The following is a 14,525-nucleotide window of genomic DNA, read 5'->3' as shown; positions in this document are numbered from 1 at the left end:
GGAGGACGTGACGAAGGGGGACGCCGTGCGCGCTCTCTCCCGCAGGGGAATGCTCGGGCTCGGCGCGGGGGCCGGTGCGGTCGCCGCCGTCTCGCTGACCGGCTGCGGCGACCGCACGGGTCCGGGCGGCGCGGCCCCCGGCGGCGGTCCCCGCCCCCGAGGCGGCGACCGGCCCGGGACGCCGGAGCCGACCAGGACGGCCCGTCCGATCGGTGACGGTTCCACCTCCTTCACCGGCGCGCAGCCCCGCCAGCCCGACGGCCCCGTGCCGCTGGAACCGGGGCAGACCCCGCCGCAGTTCGTCGTCTTCTCCTGGGACGGGGCCGGCGAGGTCGGCAACGGGCTCTTCCCGCGCTTCCTGGACCTCGCCGGGGAGCACGGCGCGCACATGACCTTCTTCCTCTCGGGCCTGTACCTGCTCCCCGAGTCGAAGAAGCAGCTCTACGACCCGCCGAACAACCCGCGCGGCGCCTCCGACATCGGCTACCTCACCGACGAGCACATCAAGGACACCCTGAGGAACCTGCGCCGGGCCTGGCTCGAGGGACACGAGATCGGCACCCACTTCAACGGCCACTTCTGCGCCGGCCCCGGCAGCGTCGGCACCTGGACGCCGCGGCAGTGGCGCAGCGAGATCGAGCAGGCCAAGTCGTTCGTGAAGCGGTGGCGGACCAACTCCGGCTGGACCGACCTGGAACCGCTGCCCTTCGACTACGACAAGGAACTCGTCGGCGGCCGGACGCCCTGCCTGCTCGGCCAGGACAACCTGCTGCCCACCGCCCGTGCCCTCGGCTGGCGCTACGACGCTTCCTCGCCGGGCGGGCGCCAGGTCTGGCCGACGAAGAAACAGGGCATATGGGACCTTCCGCTCCAGCAGATCCCGTTCCCCGGACGCTCCTTCGAGGTCCTGTCGATGGACTACAACCTGCTCGCCAACCAGTCGGTCAACTCGACCAACGCCCCCGCCCGCCACCACCCGCGCTGGCGGGAGCAGGCGGCCCAGGCGTACATATCGGGATTCAAGCGGGCGTACGAGACGAACCGGGCACCCTTCTTCATAGGCAACCACTTCGAGCAGTGGAACGGCGGCATCTACATGGACGCCGTGGAGGAGGCGCTGCGGCACATGGCGCGCGAGAAGGAGAAGGGCGGCGACGTGCGCCTGGTCTCCTTCCGGCAGTTCGTCGACTGGCTGGACGTGCAGAGGCCGGAGGTGCTCGACCGGCTCCGCACCCTGGAGGTCGGACAGGAACCGGCCGGCGGCTGGAAGGACTTCCTGCGGGAGACGGGCGGCCCCGGCGCCGGCGGCGGAACGGGCGGCCTCGGCACCGGGGCGGGTGACCGGAACGCCGCCCGATAAGCGGGTTCCTCCCCCGCGCGGGGGGTGCGCAAGATCCCCAGAACGGGCATGCGAAACTTTTCACATGAGTGCCGCCAGCCGTGCCCCCCAGCGCTCGAACCGCGCTCCCCGCGTCCGCCGCCGCGCCGTCCTGACCGCCGGTGCCGCCGCGGCCGCACTCCTCGTCTCCGCGTGCAGCTCCGGCGGAACGTCCGGCGGGGGCGGCGACACCAACTTCGTCACCGGCACCGACGGCATCGCGACGGTGGCCGAGGGCGAGCGCGACGCCGCGCCCGACCTGTCCGGGAAGACCCTGGAGGGCGAGCGGCTCGACGTCGCCGACTACCGGGGCAAGGTCGTCGTCCTCAACGTCTGGGGCTCCTGGTGCAACCCGTGCCGCGCGGAGGCCAAGCACTTCGCCAAGGTGTCCGAGGACTACGCCGACAAGGGCGTGCAGTTCGTCGGCATCAACACCCGGGACACCAACACCCGCTCCGCCCTCGCCTTCGAGGAGGAGTTCGGCATCACCTACCCCAGCCTGTACGACCCGGCGGGCAAGCTGATGCTCCGCTTCGAGAAGGGCACGCTCAACCCGCAGGCGATCCCCTCCACCCTGATCCTGGACCGGGACGGGAGGGTCGCGGCCCGCTCGCTGTCCGCGCTCAGCGAGGAACGGCTGCTGAAGATGCTCGAGCCGGTCGTCGCGGAGAAGTGACGTGACGGTCCTGCACACGCTCGCCGCCGAACCGGCCTACAACGGCACGGTGCTCAACGGCGCCCTGCTGGTGGCCCTGCCCATCGCCCTGCTCGCCGGGCTCGTCTCCTTCTTCTCGCCCTGCGTGCTGCCGCTGGTCCCCGGCTACCTCTCCTACGTCACCGGCGTCTCCGGCACCGACCTGGCCGAGGCCCGGCGCGGCCGGATGATCACCGGCGCCTCCCTGTTCGTCCTCGGCTTCACCGTGGTCTTCGTCTCCGGCGGCGCCTTCTTCGGCTACTTCGGGCAGACGCTGCAGGAACAGTCCGGCGTCCTGTCCAAGGTGCTCGGCGTCCTCATGATCCTCATGGGCGCCTTCTTCATGGGCCTGATGCCCTGGCTCACCCAGCGCGAGTTCCGCTTCCACCGGCGGCCGGCGGCCGGACTGGCCGGCGCCCCCCTCCTCGGCGCCCTGTTCGGGATCGGCTGGACCCCCTGCATCGGCCCCACCCTCGCCTCCGTCCTGACCCTCTCCGCCCAGCAGGAGAGCGCCGGACGCGGGGCCGTCCTGACCGTCGCGTACTGTCTGGGACTGGGTGTGCCCTTCGTGCTCGCCGCCGTCGCCTTCCGCAAGGCGCTCGGTGCCTTCGGCTGGGTCAAGCGGCACTACACCTGGGTGATGCGCATCGGCGGCACGATGATGATCGTGACCGGTGTGCTGCTGCTGACCGGCGCGTGGGACAGCCTCGTGGCGCAGATGCAGACCTGGTCCAACGGCTTCACTGTGGGGATCTGACGCGATGAGCACGACTTCGAAGACCGGCCCCGGGGAGACCGGAGCCGGTCCCGGGACCCCCGAGCAGGAGCAGGACCTGGGCGCCGCGGGCTCCCGGCTGTCCACCGCCCCCACGGAGGAGACGCCGAACCTGCCCTCCCTGGGCGTCATCGGCTGGGCCCGCTGGTTCTGGCGGCAGCTCACCTCCATGCGGGTCGCCCTGCTGCTGCTCCTGCTGCTGTCGCTCGCCGCGATCCCCGGCTCGCTCATCCCGCAGACCGGCATCGACCAGACGCAGGTCGCCGACTTCCGCGAGCGGCACGAGACCCTCGCGCCGATCTACGACAAGCTCGGGCTGTTCAACGTCTACAGCTCGGTGTGGTTCTCGGCGATCTACCTGCTGCTGTTCGTCTCCCTCATCGGCTGCATCGTGCCCCGCACCTGGCAGTTCGTGGGCCAGCTGCGCGGCCGTCCGCCGGCCGCGCCCCGGCGGCTGACCCGGCTGCCCGCCCACACCACCTGGCGCACCGGGGCCGGGCCCGAGGAGATCCGCGGGGCGGCGCTCGCCCTGCTGAAGAAGCGCCGGTTCCGCGTCCACCTCGCCGGGGACGCCGTCGCCGCCGAGAAGGGCTACCTGCGCGAGGCCGGCAACCTGGTCTTCCACCTCGCGCTGATCGTGATGCTGATCGCCTTCGGCTGGGGCCAGCTGTTCAAGTCCGAGGGCAACAAGCTGATCGTCGAGGGCAGCGGCTTCTCCAACACGCTCCCGCAGTACGACGACTTCAAGTCCGGCAACCTCTTCTCCGCCGACGACCTCGAACCGTTCAGCTTCCACCTGGAGGACTTCCGGGGCACGTACGAGCGCACCGGCCCCAACAAGGGGACGCCGCGCACCTACGAGGCCGACCTCACCTACAGCCAGGGCGCCTACGGCGCGGAGAAGAAGACCACCGTCAAGGTCAACGAGCCGCTGGAGATGGGCGACGCCAAGGTCTACCTCACCAGCCACGGCTACGCGCCCGTGGTCACCGTCCGCGACGGCGAGGGCGAGATCGTCTTCCAGGACGCGGTGCCGCTGCTGCCGCTCGACGGCAACGTCACCTCCTCCGGCGTGGTCAAGGTCCTCGACGGCTACCGCAACCCCGAGGGGAAGAGGGAGCAGCTCGGCTTCCAGGCGTTCTTCGTGCCGACCTTCGGCGGCTCGGCCGCCGGCACGATGATCTCCCAGTTCCCCGCGCTGGACTATCCGGTGCTCGCGCTGAACGCCTACCACGGCGACCTGAAGGCCGACTCCGGCATTCCGCAGAGCGTGTACCAGATGGACAAGAGCAAGATGAAGGAGTTCAAGGACGCCGACGGCGAGCTGTTCAAGAAGCTGCTCATGCCCGGCGAGACCATGGAGCTCCCGGGCGGCGCCGGCTCGGTCACCTTCGAGAAGGACATCAAGGAGTGGGCCCAGTTCCAGGTCGTCCAGGAGCCGGGCGCCGGCTGGGCCCTGGGCGGTGCCGTCGCCGCGATCGGCGGACTGGCCGCCTCCCTGTTCATCCAGCGCCGCCGCGTCTGGGTGCGCGCGACCGAGGGCCCCGACGGCGTCACCGTGGTGGAGATGGCCGGCCTCGGCCGCAGCGAGTCCGCCAAGGTGCCCGAGGAACTCGGCGACCTCGCCGCGATCCTCCACGAGCAGGCTTTTGCCGCGCCCGGCCCGGATCGCGATCCGGATCCCGGCGGCGGCCCCGATCCGGATTCCGGCCCGGACGACGGTCCGGAGGCATCCTCCGACCCCACCGACACCGACCCCCGCGTCACACCCGCTGAAGGGGCTGAGAAGCAGTGACTCCCGCCGCCGCAACCGAGCTGGCCGCCTCGACGAGCCTGGCCGCCGCGTCCAACGAGAGCCTGGCGGAGATGAGCAACGTGCTCATCTACTCCGCGATGGCCGTCTACACCCTGGCCTTCTTCGCGTACATCGCCGAGTGGATCTTCGGCAGCCGCAGCAAGGTCGCCCGCACCGCCGCCGCGCTCACCCCCCGCGCCGAGGCGAAGAAGGCCCCCGCCGTCACCGTGCGGCAGGAGGGCGGCACCGCCGTACTGGAGCGGCCGAAGGTCGTCGTGCGGGCCGCGAGCGGGACACGGGACGTGCCCGACGGGCCCGGCGCGCACGGCGGGGACGAGCAGGGCGACCTCTTCGGGCGGGTCGCCGTCTCCCTCACCGTGCTCGCGTTCCTGCTCGCGTTCGGCGGGGTGCTCACCCGCGCGCTGTCCGTGGAGCGGGCGCCGTGGGGCAACATGTACGAGTTCAACATCACCATCTCCACCACCGTGGTCGGCGTGTACCTCCTGCTGCTGGCGCTGAAGAAGAACGTGCGCTGGCTCGGGCTGTTCCTGACCACGACGGTCCTGCTCGACCTCGGCCTCGCCGTCACCGTCCTGTACACCGAGAGCGACCAGCTGGTCCCCGCGCTCCACTCGTACTGGCTGTACATCCACGTCTCCACGGCGATCCTGTGCGGCGCGGTGTTCTACGTCGGCGCGTTCGGCGTGGTCATGTACCTCTTCAAGGACTCCTACGAGAACAAGCTGGCGGGCGGCGGCAAGCCCGGCGCCTTCGCGACCTCGGTCCTGGAGCGGCTGCCCGCCGCCGCCTCGCTGGACAAGTTCGCCTACCGGGTCAACGCGGCCGTCTTCCCGCTGTGGACGTTCACGATCATCGCGGGCGCCATCTGGGCCGGTGACGCCTGGGGCCGCTACTGGGGCTGGGACCCCAAGGAGACCTGGTCCTTCATCACCTGGGTCGCCTACGCCGGCTACCTGCACGCTCGCGCCACCGCCGGCTGGAAGGGCCGCAAGGCCGCCTACCTGGCCCTGGCCGCCTTCGCCTGCTGGCTGTTCAACTACTACGGCGTGAACATCTTCGTCTCCGGCAAGCACTCCTACGCCGACGTCGGCCTGGGCGTGCTGCAGTCCGCCGGTTTCTGACGGACCGCGCCGCCTCCGGGGCCGGCTCCCGTGACCCGGGGTCACGGGAGCCGGCCTGCGTCGTCCGGGGGCGAGGGACGCGGCCACGGACCCGCGAAGACGCGCCCGCGCGGGGGACCGCGACGCGTCCGGCGCTCCCTCCGGCGCGTCCGCACGGCTCCGTCCGCACCCGCGCCCTCCGGTCCGCCGGCGGCCGTGGCCGCGTGCGAAAGGCCCCGTGCGGGGTCAGGCTGGTGTCATGACCGGTTCCATCGAGCAGGGCACCAGTCAGACCCACGGGAACACGCACATCCTGCACTTCCTGGTGCGGCTGCCGCGGCCCATGGCGCGGGTGTGGCCCGCGCTGGCCACCCCGGAGGGTCTCGCGGGCTGGTTCACCTCCGCGGAGGTCCTGGAACCGCGGCTCGGCGGCGAGGTCACGCTGCGCGGGCTCGGCAGCGGGCGGATCACCGCCTGGGACGTGGACCGGGTGGCCGAGTACACGGTGGAGGGCGGGCGGGTCAGGTTCCACCTGGAACGCGACGGCGAGGGCTCCGCCCTGCGCTTCACCCACGAGTTCCAGGGCGAGGCGGAGTCGGAACAGCGCTGGCGCCTGCGCTTCGAGCGGCTGATCGACCTGCTGGAGGGCGGTGCCTGAGGGCCGGGGGCGCGGCACCCCGGAGCCGCCGGGCGGACCGGGCCGCACGACGCGCCACGGGACCGCCGCGCCCCCCGGCCGATCACGCCGCGCGGGTGGCGTTCGGTCCCAGGGGGAGGGGAAACGGCCCCGGGACCCGCACCGGTACCGGGGGAGCCGCGGGAGGCCCGCCGGTCGCGGGCCGGGCCGGCGAGCCGCAACGGCGAGCACCGGCCGGCTCCACGCGCGCACGACGTCCCCGCGCACGACCCGCCGGCCGGTGCGCACCCCGTCCCCCCGCACCGGTCGACCCGGACCACGCTCGTCCGCGGGGCCGCCGCCGGCGCCGGTGATCCCCGGCCCGGCCCGCGGTCCGCGCCGCGGTCCTCATGCCGTCGTCCCGGCCGCGCCGGGGCACTCCCGGTGCTCCAGGTAGGCGTGCAGGGCGCCCGCGCCCTCCAGCATGGCCCGGGTGCGGGCGGTGAGCGCCTCGTCCCGCGCGTCGAGCGCCGCCCGCAGGGCCTCGCCGTCGCCCTCCCGGCGCAGCTCCTCCAGCACCGGGCGGATCCGGTCGAAGAGGTGGTGGCTGCGGCGCAGGGTGTGGACGACGCGGGCGTCGCGCACGTCGGCGGGGCCGAACAGACGGTACCCGGTGCCGCGTTCACGCGGCGGCGCCAGCAGCCCGGCCGCCTCCCACACCCGCAGCGCCGACGTCCGTACCCCCAGCAGCGCGGCCACCTCGCCGATCCGCAGCCCCGGGGAGGGAGGCGGCGCGTCCCCCTCCCCGGCCAGGGACTCCACCGCCTCCCGCGCGGCCCGCAGCGCGGTGCGCTCCTCGTGCAGCGCGGCGTGCGCGGCGTCCACCAGCGCGAGCGCGCCCGGCACGTCCCCCTCGTGCACGCGCCGCATCACCGGGGTCGCCGTCACCGGCCCGTACCCCTTCAGCAGAGCCCGGTACGCCAGCAGCGCCCGCCGGTGCACCTCCCCGAAGACCCGGTGGCCGGCCGCGGTCCGCGCGGCCGGCGGCAGCACGCGGGCGTCCTCGTAGTTGCGGATCTGCTGCGTCGAGAGACCGGCCGCCCGGGCCAGGTCGGCGGTGCGCAGCCGGCGCCCTCCCGGTGCCGGCGGCATCACCCGGCGCCGACCGGGCACCGGAGGCGGTCCGGCAGGACGCGCGCCGCCTCGTCGAGGTCGACGTCCCCGACGGTCAGCCGGCGGCGGCCGGCCCCGAGGCCGGGGCCGGGGGATGCCGGCGAGGGCGGGGGAAGCGGGGCCGGTCCACCGGCCGCGCTCCGGAGCGCGGGCCGCCGTGCGAACGCCGGCACCCCGGCCTTCCGGGCGTCACGCAGCTCCCGGGCCCGTTCCACGCCGACCCGGCCCGCACGGGAGGAGCGCGGGAGCGGCGCGGCGTCCCGGTGCTCCCGCACGAGGCCCGGGCACGCCCGGACCGGGACCCCGCTCCCCTCCCGGGCCGTGTCCGGAAGGGCTCCGGCGGTGACTTCGCCGCGGCGCTGCTCAGGACTCATCGCGTGGGCCGCCGTGCCTTTCTGGAGTGAATTCCCGGAATTCGCTTCCGGTCCCGGTGCGCACTGCCCCAGACTGATCCCCCGGCGTGCGCGTCCGCCCGTCGCCGCGGGGGAACGGGCGGGCCGCCGCCGGAGACGGGGAGAAGCGGGCGGCGGGGCGGCGGACCGGACCGGAGCGGTGCCGGGCCGCCGGAGGACGACGGGGACGGGGAACCACGACGGACCGGACCGGTGCGGGCCGCTGCGGACCCGGACCCCGTCAGGACTCGTCAGAACCCCTCAGGACCCGTCACGTCCGCCGTCGCCGGGCTTGTCCCCGGGCCGGTCGTCGTCCTTGCGGTCCTCGTCCAGCGACTTCAGGAAGTCGGGGTTGTCGTCCGGCGCGACCCACTGGCGGTTCGGGCGCGCGCCGCGCACACCGGACCAGCCGTCGGCGGCCGGGCTGCGCCGCTTGCCGGCGATGATCCAGGAGATCGAGCCGACCAGCGGGAACAGCAGCACGAGGATCGCCCACAGCGGCTTGGGCATGTGGCGGATGTCCTCGTCCTTCGTGCTGATGCAGTCGATGAACGCGTAGATGCTCAGCGCCAGCGGCACGAGGAACATCAGCACCCGGAGCATGTGGCCTCTCCAGACTGTCGGGGCGTCGGGGCCGTCGAGGCAGCCCCAGGTACAGGGTCAGGGTAGCCGCTCGGGGATACTTGACCCCATGGCTTACGACGATCTTCGCTCCCTGCTCAGGGCGCTGGAGCGCGAGGGCGACCTCAAGCGCATCAAGGCCGAGGTCGACCCGCACCTGGAGGTCGGTGAGATCGTCGACCGGGTGCAGAAGGCCGGCGGTCCCGCCCTGCTCTTCGAGAACGTGCGCGGCTCGAGCATGCCCCTCGCGATGAACGTGTACGGCACCGACCGCCGCCTGCTGAAGGCGCTCGGCCTGAAGTCGTACACGGAGATCAGCGAGAAGATCGGCGGCCTGCTCAAGCCCGAGCTGCCGCACGGCTTCGTCGGGGTGCGCGAGGCGTTCGGGAAGCTCGGCGCGATGACCCACGTCCCGCCGAAGAAGGTGAAGGACGGACCCGTGCAGGAGGTCGTCCTGCAGGGCGACGACGTGGACCTCGAGCAGCTCCCCGCCCTGTTCACCTGGCCCAAGGACGGCGGCTCCTTCTTCAACCTGGGCCTGACCCACACCAAGGACCCCGAGACGGGCGTGCGCAACCTCGGCCTGTACCGCCTCCAGCGGCACGACAAGCGCACCATCGGCATGCACTGGCAGATCCACAAGGACAGCCGCAACCACTACCAGGTCGCCGCCCGGCGCGGCGAGCGGCTGCCGGTCGCCATCGCCTTCGGCTGCCCGCCGGCCGTGACGTACGCCTCCACCGCCCCGCTCCCCGGCGACATCGACGAGTACCTCTTCGCCGGGTTCCTCCAGGGCAAGCGGATCGAGATGGTCGACTGCAAGACGGTCCCGCTCCAGGTCCCCGCCCAGGCGGAGGTCGTCCTGGAGGGCTGGCTGGAGCCGGGCGAGATGCTGCCCGAGGGCCCCTTCGGCGACCACACCGGCTTCTACACCCCGCAGGAGCCGTTCCCGGCGCTGACGATCGACTGCGTGACGATGCGCAGGCGCCCGCTGCTCCAGTCGATCGTGGTCGGTCGGCCGCCGACGGAGGACGGCCCCCTGGGCCGCGCGACGGAACGCTTCTTCCTCCCCCTCCTCAAGATCATCGTCCCGGACATCGTGGACTACCACCTCCCCGAGGCCGGCGGCTTCCACAACTGCGCGATCGTCTCGATCGACAAGAAGTACCCCAAGCACGCGCAGAAGGTCATGCACGCCATCTGGGGCGCCCACATGATGTCGCTGACCAAGCTGATCGTGGTCGTCGACTCCGACTGCGACGTGCACGACCTGCACGAGGTCGCCTGGCGGGCCCTCGGCAACACCGACTACGCCCGTGACCTCAGCGTGGTCGAGGGCCCCGTCGACCACCTGGACCACGCCTCCTACCAGCAGTTCTGGGGCGGCAAGGCGGGCATCGACGCGACGAAGAAGTGGCCCGAGGAGGGGTACACGCGCGACGGCGGCTGGCCCGACATGGTCGAGTCCGACCCGGAGACGGCCGCGAAGGTCGACCGCCGCTGGAAGGAGTACGGACTGTGACGTCGGCCTCCGCCGCGCTGCCGCGGCGGCCGGGGCGCACGAAGGCCTTCCTGCGCCTGGTGATGATCGAGCACTCGGTGTTCGCGCTGCCCTTCGCGTACATCGCCGCGCTCACCGCGATGTACGAGCGGGACGGCGACATCCACTGGGGCCGGCTGCTCCTGGTCACCCTCGCCATGGTCGGCCTGCGCACCTTCGCGATGGCCGCCAACCGGATCATCGACCGCGAGATCGACGCCCGCAACCCGCGCACCGCCCACCGCGAACTGGTCACCGGCGCGGTGTCGGTGAAGCACGCCTGGACCGGCGCGCTGATCGCGCTCGCGGTGTTCCTCGGCGCGGCGGCCCTGCTCAATCCCCTCTGCCTGGCCCTCGCCCCCGTCGCGGTGATCCCGATGGTGGTGTACCCGTACGGCAAGCGGTTCACGAACTTCCCGCAGGCCATCCTCGGCCTGGCCCAGGCCATGGGCCCGGTCGGCGGCTGGCTGGCGATCACCGGCGCGTGGTCCTGGGACGCGGTCGTGCTCGGCCTGGCGGTCGGCGTCTGGATCGGCGGCTTCGACCTGATCTACGCCTGCCAGGACGTCGAGGCCGACCGCGAGATCGGCGTGAAGTCGGTCCCGGCGCGCTTCGGCGTCCCGGCCGCCATCTGGGGCGCCCGCGCCTGCCACACCGTGACGACGGCCCTGTTCGTCTGGTACGCGGTGCTCACCGGCGCCGGGGTGTTCTTCTGGCTGGGCCTGCTGATCGTCGCCGCGGCCTTCGTCTACGAGCACACCATCGTCCGCCCGCACGACCTGTCCCGCCTGAACCGGGCGTTCTTCAGCGTCAACGGCTTCATCGGCATCGCGTTGTTCGTGTGCGCGCTGCTGGACCTGCTGGTGCGGGGCCTGACCCTGTAGGGCTGTGTCGAAGGGCCCGCCCGCCCGGCGACGCCCGGCACGCACGCCCGAGCCCTCCCCGGCGGCCGTGTCCGGTCCCCGGCCGCCGGGGAGCGGGCGGGCCGCGGGTCCCCCCTCGTGCTCCCCGGCCCGGGGACGCCCGCGGACCGGGGGGCGCGCACCGGTCCCGGCCTCACCCGGCGGGCACGCCCCGGCGGCCGGGCCGGCGCCGGAACAGGAAGGCCGCGGCCACGCCCGCCAGCAGGCCGATGAGGTGGCCCTGCCAGCTGACACCGGCCTGGCCGGGGACGACACCGGCGAGGACCGAGCCGCCCCACACCGCGCCGACCAGCACACCGACGACCACGCCCATCGGCCGGCGCTCCACGAAGCCGCTGCACACCAGGAAGCCGAACAGGCCGAAGATCAGGCCGGAGGCGCCCGCCGTGTTGGTGTCCGCCGGGGCGACCAGCCACACCCCCAGGCCGTCGCAGACGACGATCAGCGCGCACACGGCGGCGAACCGGCGCAGGCCGCCGAGGGCCGCCAGGAAACCGAGCACCAGCAGCGGCACGCTGTTCGCCGCGACGTGGGCGAAGCCGAAGTGGACGAAGGCGGAGGGGACGACGTCGGCCAGTTCACCGGTCGTGCGCGGCTCGACGCCGAAGCCGTCCAGGGCGTGGCCCGAGAGCACGTCGACCCCTTCCAGCAGCCACAGCAGGGCCACCCAGACCACCATCACCACGGCGGCGGTCCTCGCCCGCGCGCGCCCCGTCCCCCGCGGACCGGTGTCGGACATGACGACCCCCATGACGTGCTCGCCCGCTCGGGAACACCCGGGGACCCGAGGACACTCGAGGACTCGAGGACGCTTGAAGAACGGAACAACCCCTGAGCCGGTTCCCGGCCCACGATTCCGTATAGGCTCGATGTCGTGAACCATCTCAAGCCAGGAGAGACGACGCGAACACCTTGGATCCTAGGGGTATCCGGCGCTTCCGGCACGCCCTATGCGGCAGCCGTGCTGCGTGCGCTCCTCCAGGCGGGGGAGAGCGTCGACCTGGTGGTCAGCCGGGCCTCGCGGCTCACCCTGCTCGACGAGACCGGCATCTCCTTCCGGGACGCCCACTGGCGGGACGACCTGCGCCGATGGCTGTCCCGCGGGGCGGACGGCAAGCCGGACACCTTCACCGTGGACCTCGACGGCGTACGGCACTGGGCCGCCGGTGACCTCGCGGCCGGGCCGTCCTCGGGGTCGTACCCGAGCAAGGGCATGCTGATCGTGCCCGCCTCCACGGCCTGTGTGGCCGGGGTGGCGCTCGGGCTGTCCAAGGACCTGCTGCAGCGGGCGGCGAGCGTGACCCTGAAGGAGGGGCGCCCGCTGGTCGTGGCCGTGCGCGAGACCCCGCTGAACGGCCAGACCCTGCGGCACATGGTCGCCCTCGACGACGCGGGCGCGACCGTGGTGCCCGCCTCACCGGCCTTCTACGCGGGCGCGACGCACATCCAGGACCTGGTGGACTTCGTCGCCGGACGCGTGCTCGACGCGGTGGGGGTGGCCCACCGGCTCTACCACCGCTGGGAGGGCGAACTCGGCGGCTCGCGGACGGACTGAGCGCGCCGGGCCCCCGCCGGCCACCCGCCCCCCAGAACCTCCCGCCCCTCAGGAACCTCCGAACCGGTTTCCAGGCTCCCTGGAAACGTCAGAACCTCCGGAACTCTCAGACCTCTTCAGTGGAAGGCTTCGAATCGATGGACGCGGTGGACAGGCAGCTCATCCAGGCCCTGAGGGAGAACGGCCGGGCCTCCTACGCGGAGCTGGGACGCCTCGTCGGCCTGTCGGGACCCAGCGTCACCGACCGCATCAACCGGCTGGAGGCGGCCGGCGTCATCACCGGGTACCGCGCCACCGTGGACTCCGCCTCGCTCGGCCTCGGGGTGACCGCCCTGATCGGCGTCTCGCTCTCGGACGCCGCCGACCACGAGGACGTGGCGCAGCGGCTGAAGGAGCTGAAGGAGATCGAGGACTGCTGGTTCATCGCCGGCGACGACTCCTTCATGCTCAAGGCGCGGGCGAGCGACGTGGACGGGCTGGAGAAGATCATCCGCCGGCTGACCGGGACCAAGGGCGTCTCCCGGACCCGCACCACCATCGTGCTCTCCACGAAGTGGGAGAACCGTGTCGGCGAACTGCCCGAAGAGGTGCGGGAGGGCCGGTAGGGGCACGGTGGGGGCGGCCCCGGCCGGGGCGTACGGTGGACGGAGTCTGCCTGGAGAAAAGAGGGATCGGCATGGACGTCGGGCTCAAGCGCGAGCTGGAGGAGAAGGTCAGGGCGGGCGAACGCCTGACCCGTGAGGACGGCATCGCGCTGTACGAGTCGGACGACCTGGCCTGGCTGGGCGGGCTGGCGCACGAGGTGCGCACGCGGCGCCACGGCGACGTCGTGCACTTCAACGTCAACCGCCACCTCAACATGACGAACGTGTGCACCGCCTCCTGCGCGTACTGCTCCTTCCAGCGCAAGCCCGGGGAGAAGGACGCGTACACGATGCGCATCGAGGAGGCGGTGAAGCTCGCCAAGGAGATGGAGTCGGAGAACCTGACGGAGCTGCACATCGTCAACGGGCTCCATCCCAACCTGCCCTGGCGCTACTACCCGCGCTCCCTGCGCGAGCTGAAGGCCGCCCTGCCGGACGTCTCCCTGAAGGCGTTCACCGCCACCGAGATCCACCACTTCGAGACGATCTCCGGCCTGTCCGCCTCCGAGATCCTCGACGAGCTGATCGACGCCGGCCTGGAGTCCCTCACCGGCGGCGGCGCGGAGATCTTCGACTGGGAGGTGCGGCAGCACATCGTCGACCACCGCACCCACTGGGAGGACTGGTCCCGCATCCACCGCCTGGCGCACGAGAAGGGGCTGAAGACCCCGTGCACCATGCTCTACGGCCACATCGAGGAACCCCGCCACCGCGTGGACCACGTGCTGCGGCTGCGTGAGCTGCAGGACGAGACCGGTGGCTTCCAGGTCTTCATCCCGCTGCGCTACCAGCACGACTTCGTGGACATGAAGGACGGCAAGATCCGCAACCGCCTCCAGGCGCGGACGCAGATGGCCACCGGCGCGGAGGCGCTGAAGACCTTCGCCGTCTCCCGGCTGCTCTTCGACAACGTCCCGCACGTCAAGGTCTTCTGGGTGATGCACGGCGTCCAGACCGCGCAGCTCGCGCTCCAGCACGGCGCGGACGACATGGACGGCTCGGTCGTCGAGTACAAGATCACGCACGACGCCGACAACTACGGCACCCCGAGCAAGCTGGCCCGCGAGGACCTCCTCGACCTGATCCGCGACGCCGGCTTCCGCCCGGTGGAGCGCAACACGCGGTACGAGGTCATCCGCGAGTACGACGGGCCGGACCCGGCGCGCCGGGACTCCCCGCAGCCGATGCGGGTGTGAGTCCTCCCCGGCACGGGACGGGGACGCGGCGGGTGTCCGGCCGCGGGCCGGGCACGCTCCGGCACGGGCCGGACGCGGTCCGGGAGGGGGCGGTCCGGGAAG

Annotated in this window: 14 protein-coding genes; 11 read left to right on the top strand and 3 right to left on the bottom strand. The window is 72.6% G+C overall.

Features of this window, described 5'->3' with window-relative positions; genetic code table 11:
* The first annotated feature begins 49 nt into the window (after positions 1–49).
* The 6 genes from ACZ56B_RS10355 (at position 50) to ACZ56B_RS10330 (ending at position 6,421) form a co-directional block, all read left to right on the top strand.
* Positions 50–1,360, top strand: coding sequence for a polysaccharide deacetylase family protein (locus tag ACZ56B_RS10355; protein ID WP_468788396.1), 1,311 nt, complete (start codon positions 50–52; stop codon positions 1,358–1,360).
* Positions 1,361–1,424: 64 nt separating this feature from the next.
* Positions 1,425–2,054: a TlpA family protein disulfide reductase gene (locus ACZ56B_RS10350; RefSeq protein WP_468788274.1), complete on the top strand. Its 630-nt coding sequence runs from the start codon at positions 1,425–1,427 to the stop codon at positions 2,052–2,054.
* Between the two features lies 1 nt (position 2,055).
* A complete protein-coding gene (locus ACZ56B_RS10345; RefSeq protein WP_468788272.1) occupies positions 2,056–2,829 on the top strand; it encodes a cytochrome c biogenesis CcdA family protein in 774 nt (257 codons plus the stop codon).
* Between the two features lie 4 nt (positions 2,830–2,833).
* On the top strand, positions 2,834–4,642 hold the full coding sequence (gene resB, locus ACZ56B_RS10340) for a cytochrome c biogenesis protein ResB (RefSeq protein WP_468788270.1): 1,809 nt from the start codon (positions 2,834–2,836) through the stop codon (positions 4,640–4,642).
* A 71-nt stretch (positions 4,643–4,713) separates the two neighbouring features.
* On the top strand, positions 4,714–5,784 hold the full coding sequence (gene ccsB / locus ACZ56B_RS10335) for a c-type cytochrome biogenesis protein CcsB (RefSeq protein WP_468788394.1): 1,071 nt from the start codon (positions 4,714–4,716) through the stop codon (positions 5,782–5,784).
* A gap of 238 nt (positions 5,785–6,022) precedes the next feature.
* Positions 6,023–6,421 carry an SRPBCC domain-containing protein gene (locus ACZ56B_RS10330; protein WP_468788268.1) on the top strand — a complete coding sequence of 133 codons (399 nt, stop codon included), beginning with the start codon at positions 6,023–6,025 and terminating at the stop codon, positions 6,419–6,421.
* Positions 6,422–6,787: 366 nt separating this feature from the next.
* Here ACZ56B_RS10330 and ACZ56B_RS10325 read toward each other — a convergent pair whose 3' ends face one another.
* Positions 6,788–7,531, bottom strand: a complete 744-nt coding sequence (locus ACZ56B_RS10325) for a TioE family transcriptional regulator (RefSeq protein ID WP_468788266.1) — start codon at positions 7,529–7,531, stop codon at positions 6,788–6,790.
* A gap of 674 nt (positions 7,532–8,205) precedes the next feature.
* Entirely contained in the window at positions 8,206–8,547 is a 342-nt protein-coding gene (locus tag ACZ56B_RS10320) for a PLD nuclease N-terminal domain-containing protein (RefSeq protein WP_468788264.1), read from the bottom strand.
* Between the two features lie 88 nt (positions 8,548–8,635).
* Here ACZ56B_RS10320 and ACZ56B_RS10315 point away from each other — a divergent pair, with 88 nt between their 5' ends.
* Both ACZ56B_RS10315 and mqnP read left to right on the top strand, forming a co-directional pair.
* Positions 8,636–10,087: a menaquinone biosynthesis decarboxylase gene (locus tag ACZ56B_RS10315; protein ID WP_468788262.1), complete on the top strand. Its 1,452-nt coding sequence runs from the start codon at positions 8,636–8,638 to the stop codon at positions 10,085–10,087.
* Entirely contained in the window at positions 10,084–10,989 is a 906-nt protein-coding gene (gene mqnP, locus ACZ56B_RS10310) for a menaquinone biosynthesis prenyltransferase MqnP (protein WP_468788260.1), read from the top strand. Before ACZ56B_RS10315 ends, mqnP begins: the two co-directional genes overlap by 4 nt.
* Positions 10,990–11,161: 172 nt before the next feature.
* Here mqnP and ACZ56B_RS10305 read toward each other — a convergent pair whose 3' ends face one another.
* Positions 11,162–11,767: a rhomboid family intramembrane serine protease gene (locus ACZ56B_RS10305; RefSeq protein WP_468788258.1), complete on the bottom strand. Its 606-nt coding sequence runs from the start codon at positions 11,765–11,767 to the stop codon at positions 11,162–11,164.
* 135 nt (positions 11,768–11,902) lie between these two features.
* Between ACZ56B_RS10305 and ACZ56B_RS10300 the strand changes: the two genes are divergently transcribed.
* The 3 genes from ACZ56B_RS10300 to mqnE all read left to right on the top strand — a co-directional run bounded on the left by ACZ56B_RS10300 (position 11,903) and on the right by mqnE (position 14,423).
* Positions 11,903–12,583 (top strand): UbiX family flavin prenyltransferase, encoded by a 681-nt coding sequence (locus ACZ56B_RS10300; RefSeq protein WP_468788256.1) that lies wholly within the window; start codon positions 11,903–11,905, stop codon positions 12,581–12,583.
* Positions 12,584–12,720: 137 nt separating this feature from the next.
* On the top strand, positions 12,721–13,188 hold the full coding sequence (locus tag ACZ56B_RS10295; RefSeq protein ID WP_468788392.1) for an Lrp/AsnC family transcriptional regulator: 468 nt from the start codon (positions 12,721–12,723) through the stop codon (positions 13,186–13,188).
* A 71-nt stretch (positions 13,189–13,259) separates the two neighbouring features.
* Complete coding sequence (gene mqnE, locus ACZ56B_RS10290) at positions 13,260–14,423, top strand: aminofutalosine synthase MqnE (protein ID WP_468788254.1); 1,164 nt, start codon at positions 13,260–13,262, stop codon at positions 14,421–14,423.
* Positions 14,424–14,525: the final 102 nt, after the last annotated feature.

It is taken from the genome of Streptomyces sp. NPDC034670, from assembly GCF_055574875.1.
This window is presented reverse-complemented; position numbering and strand designations above follow the sequence as displayed.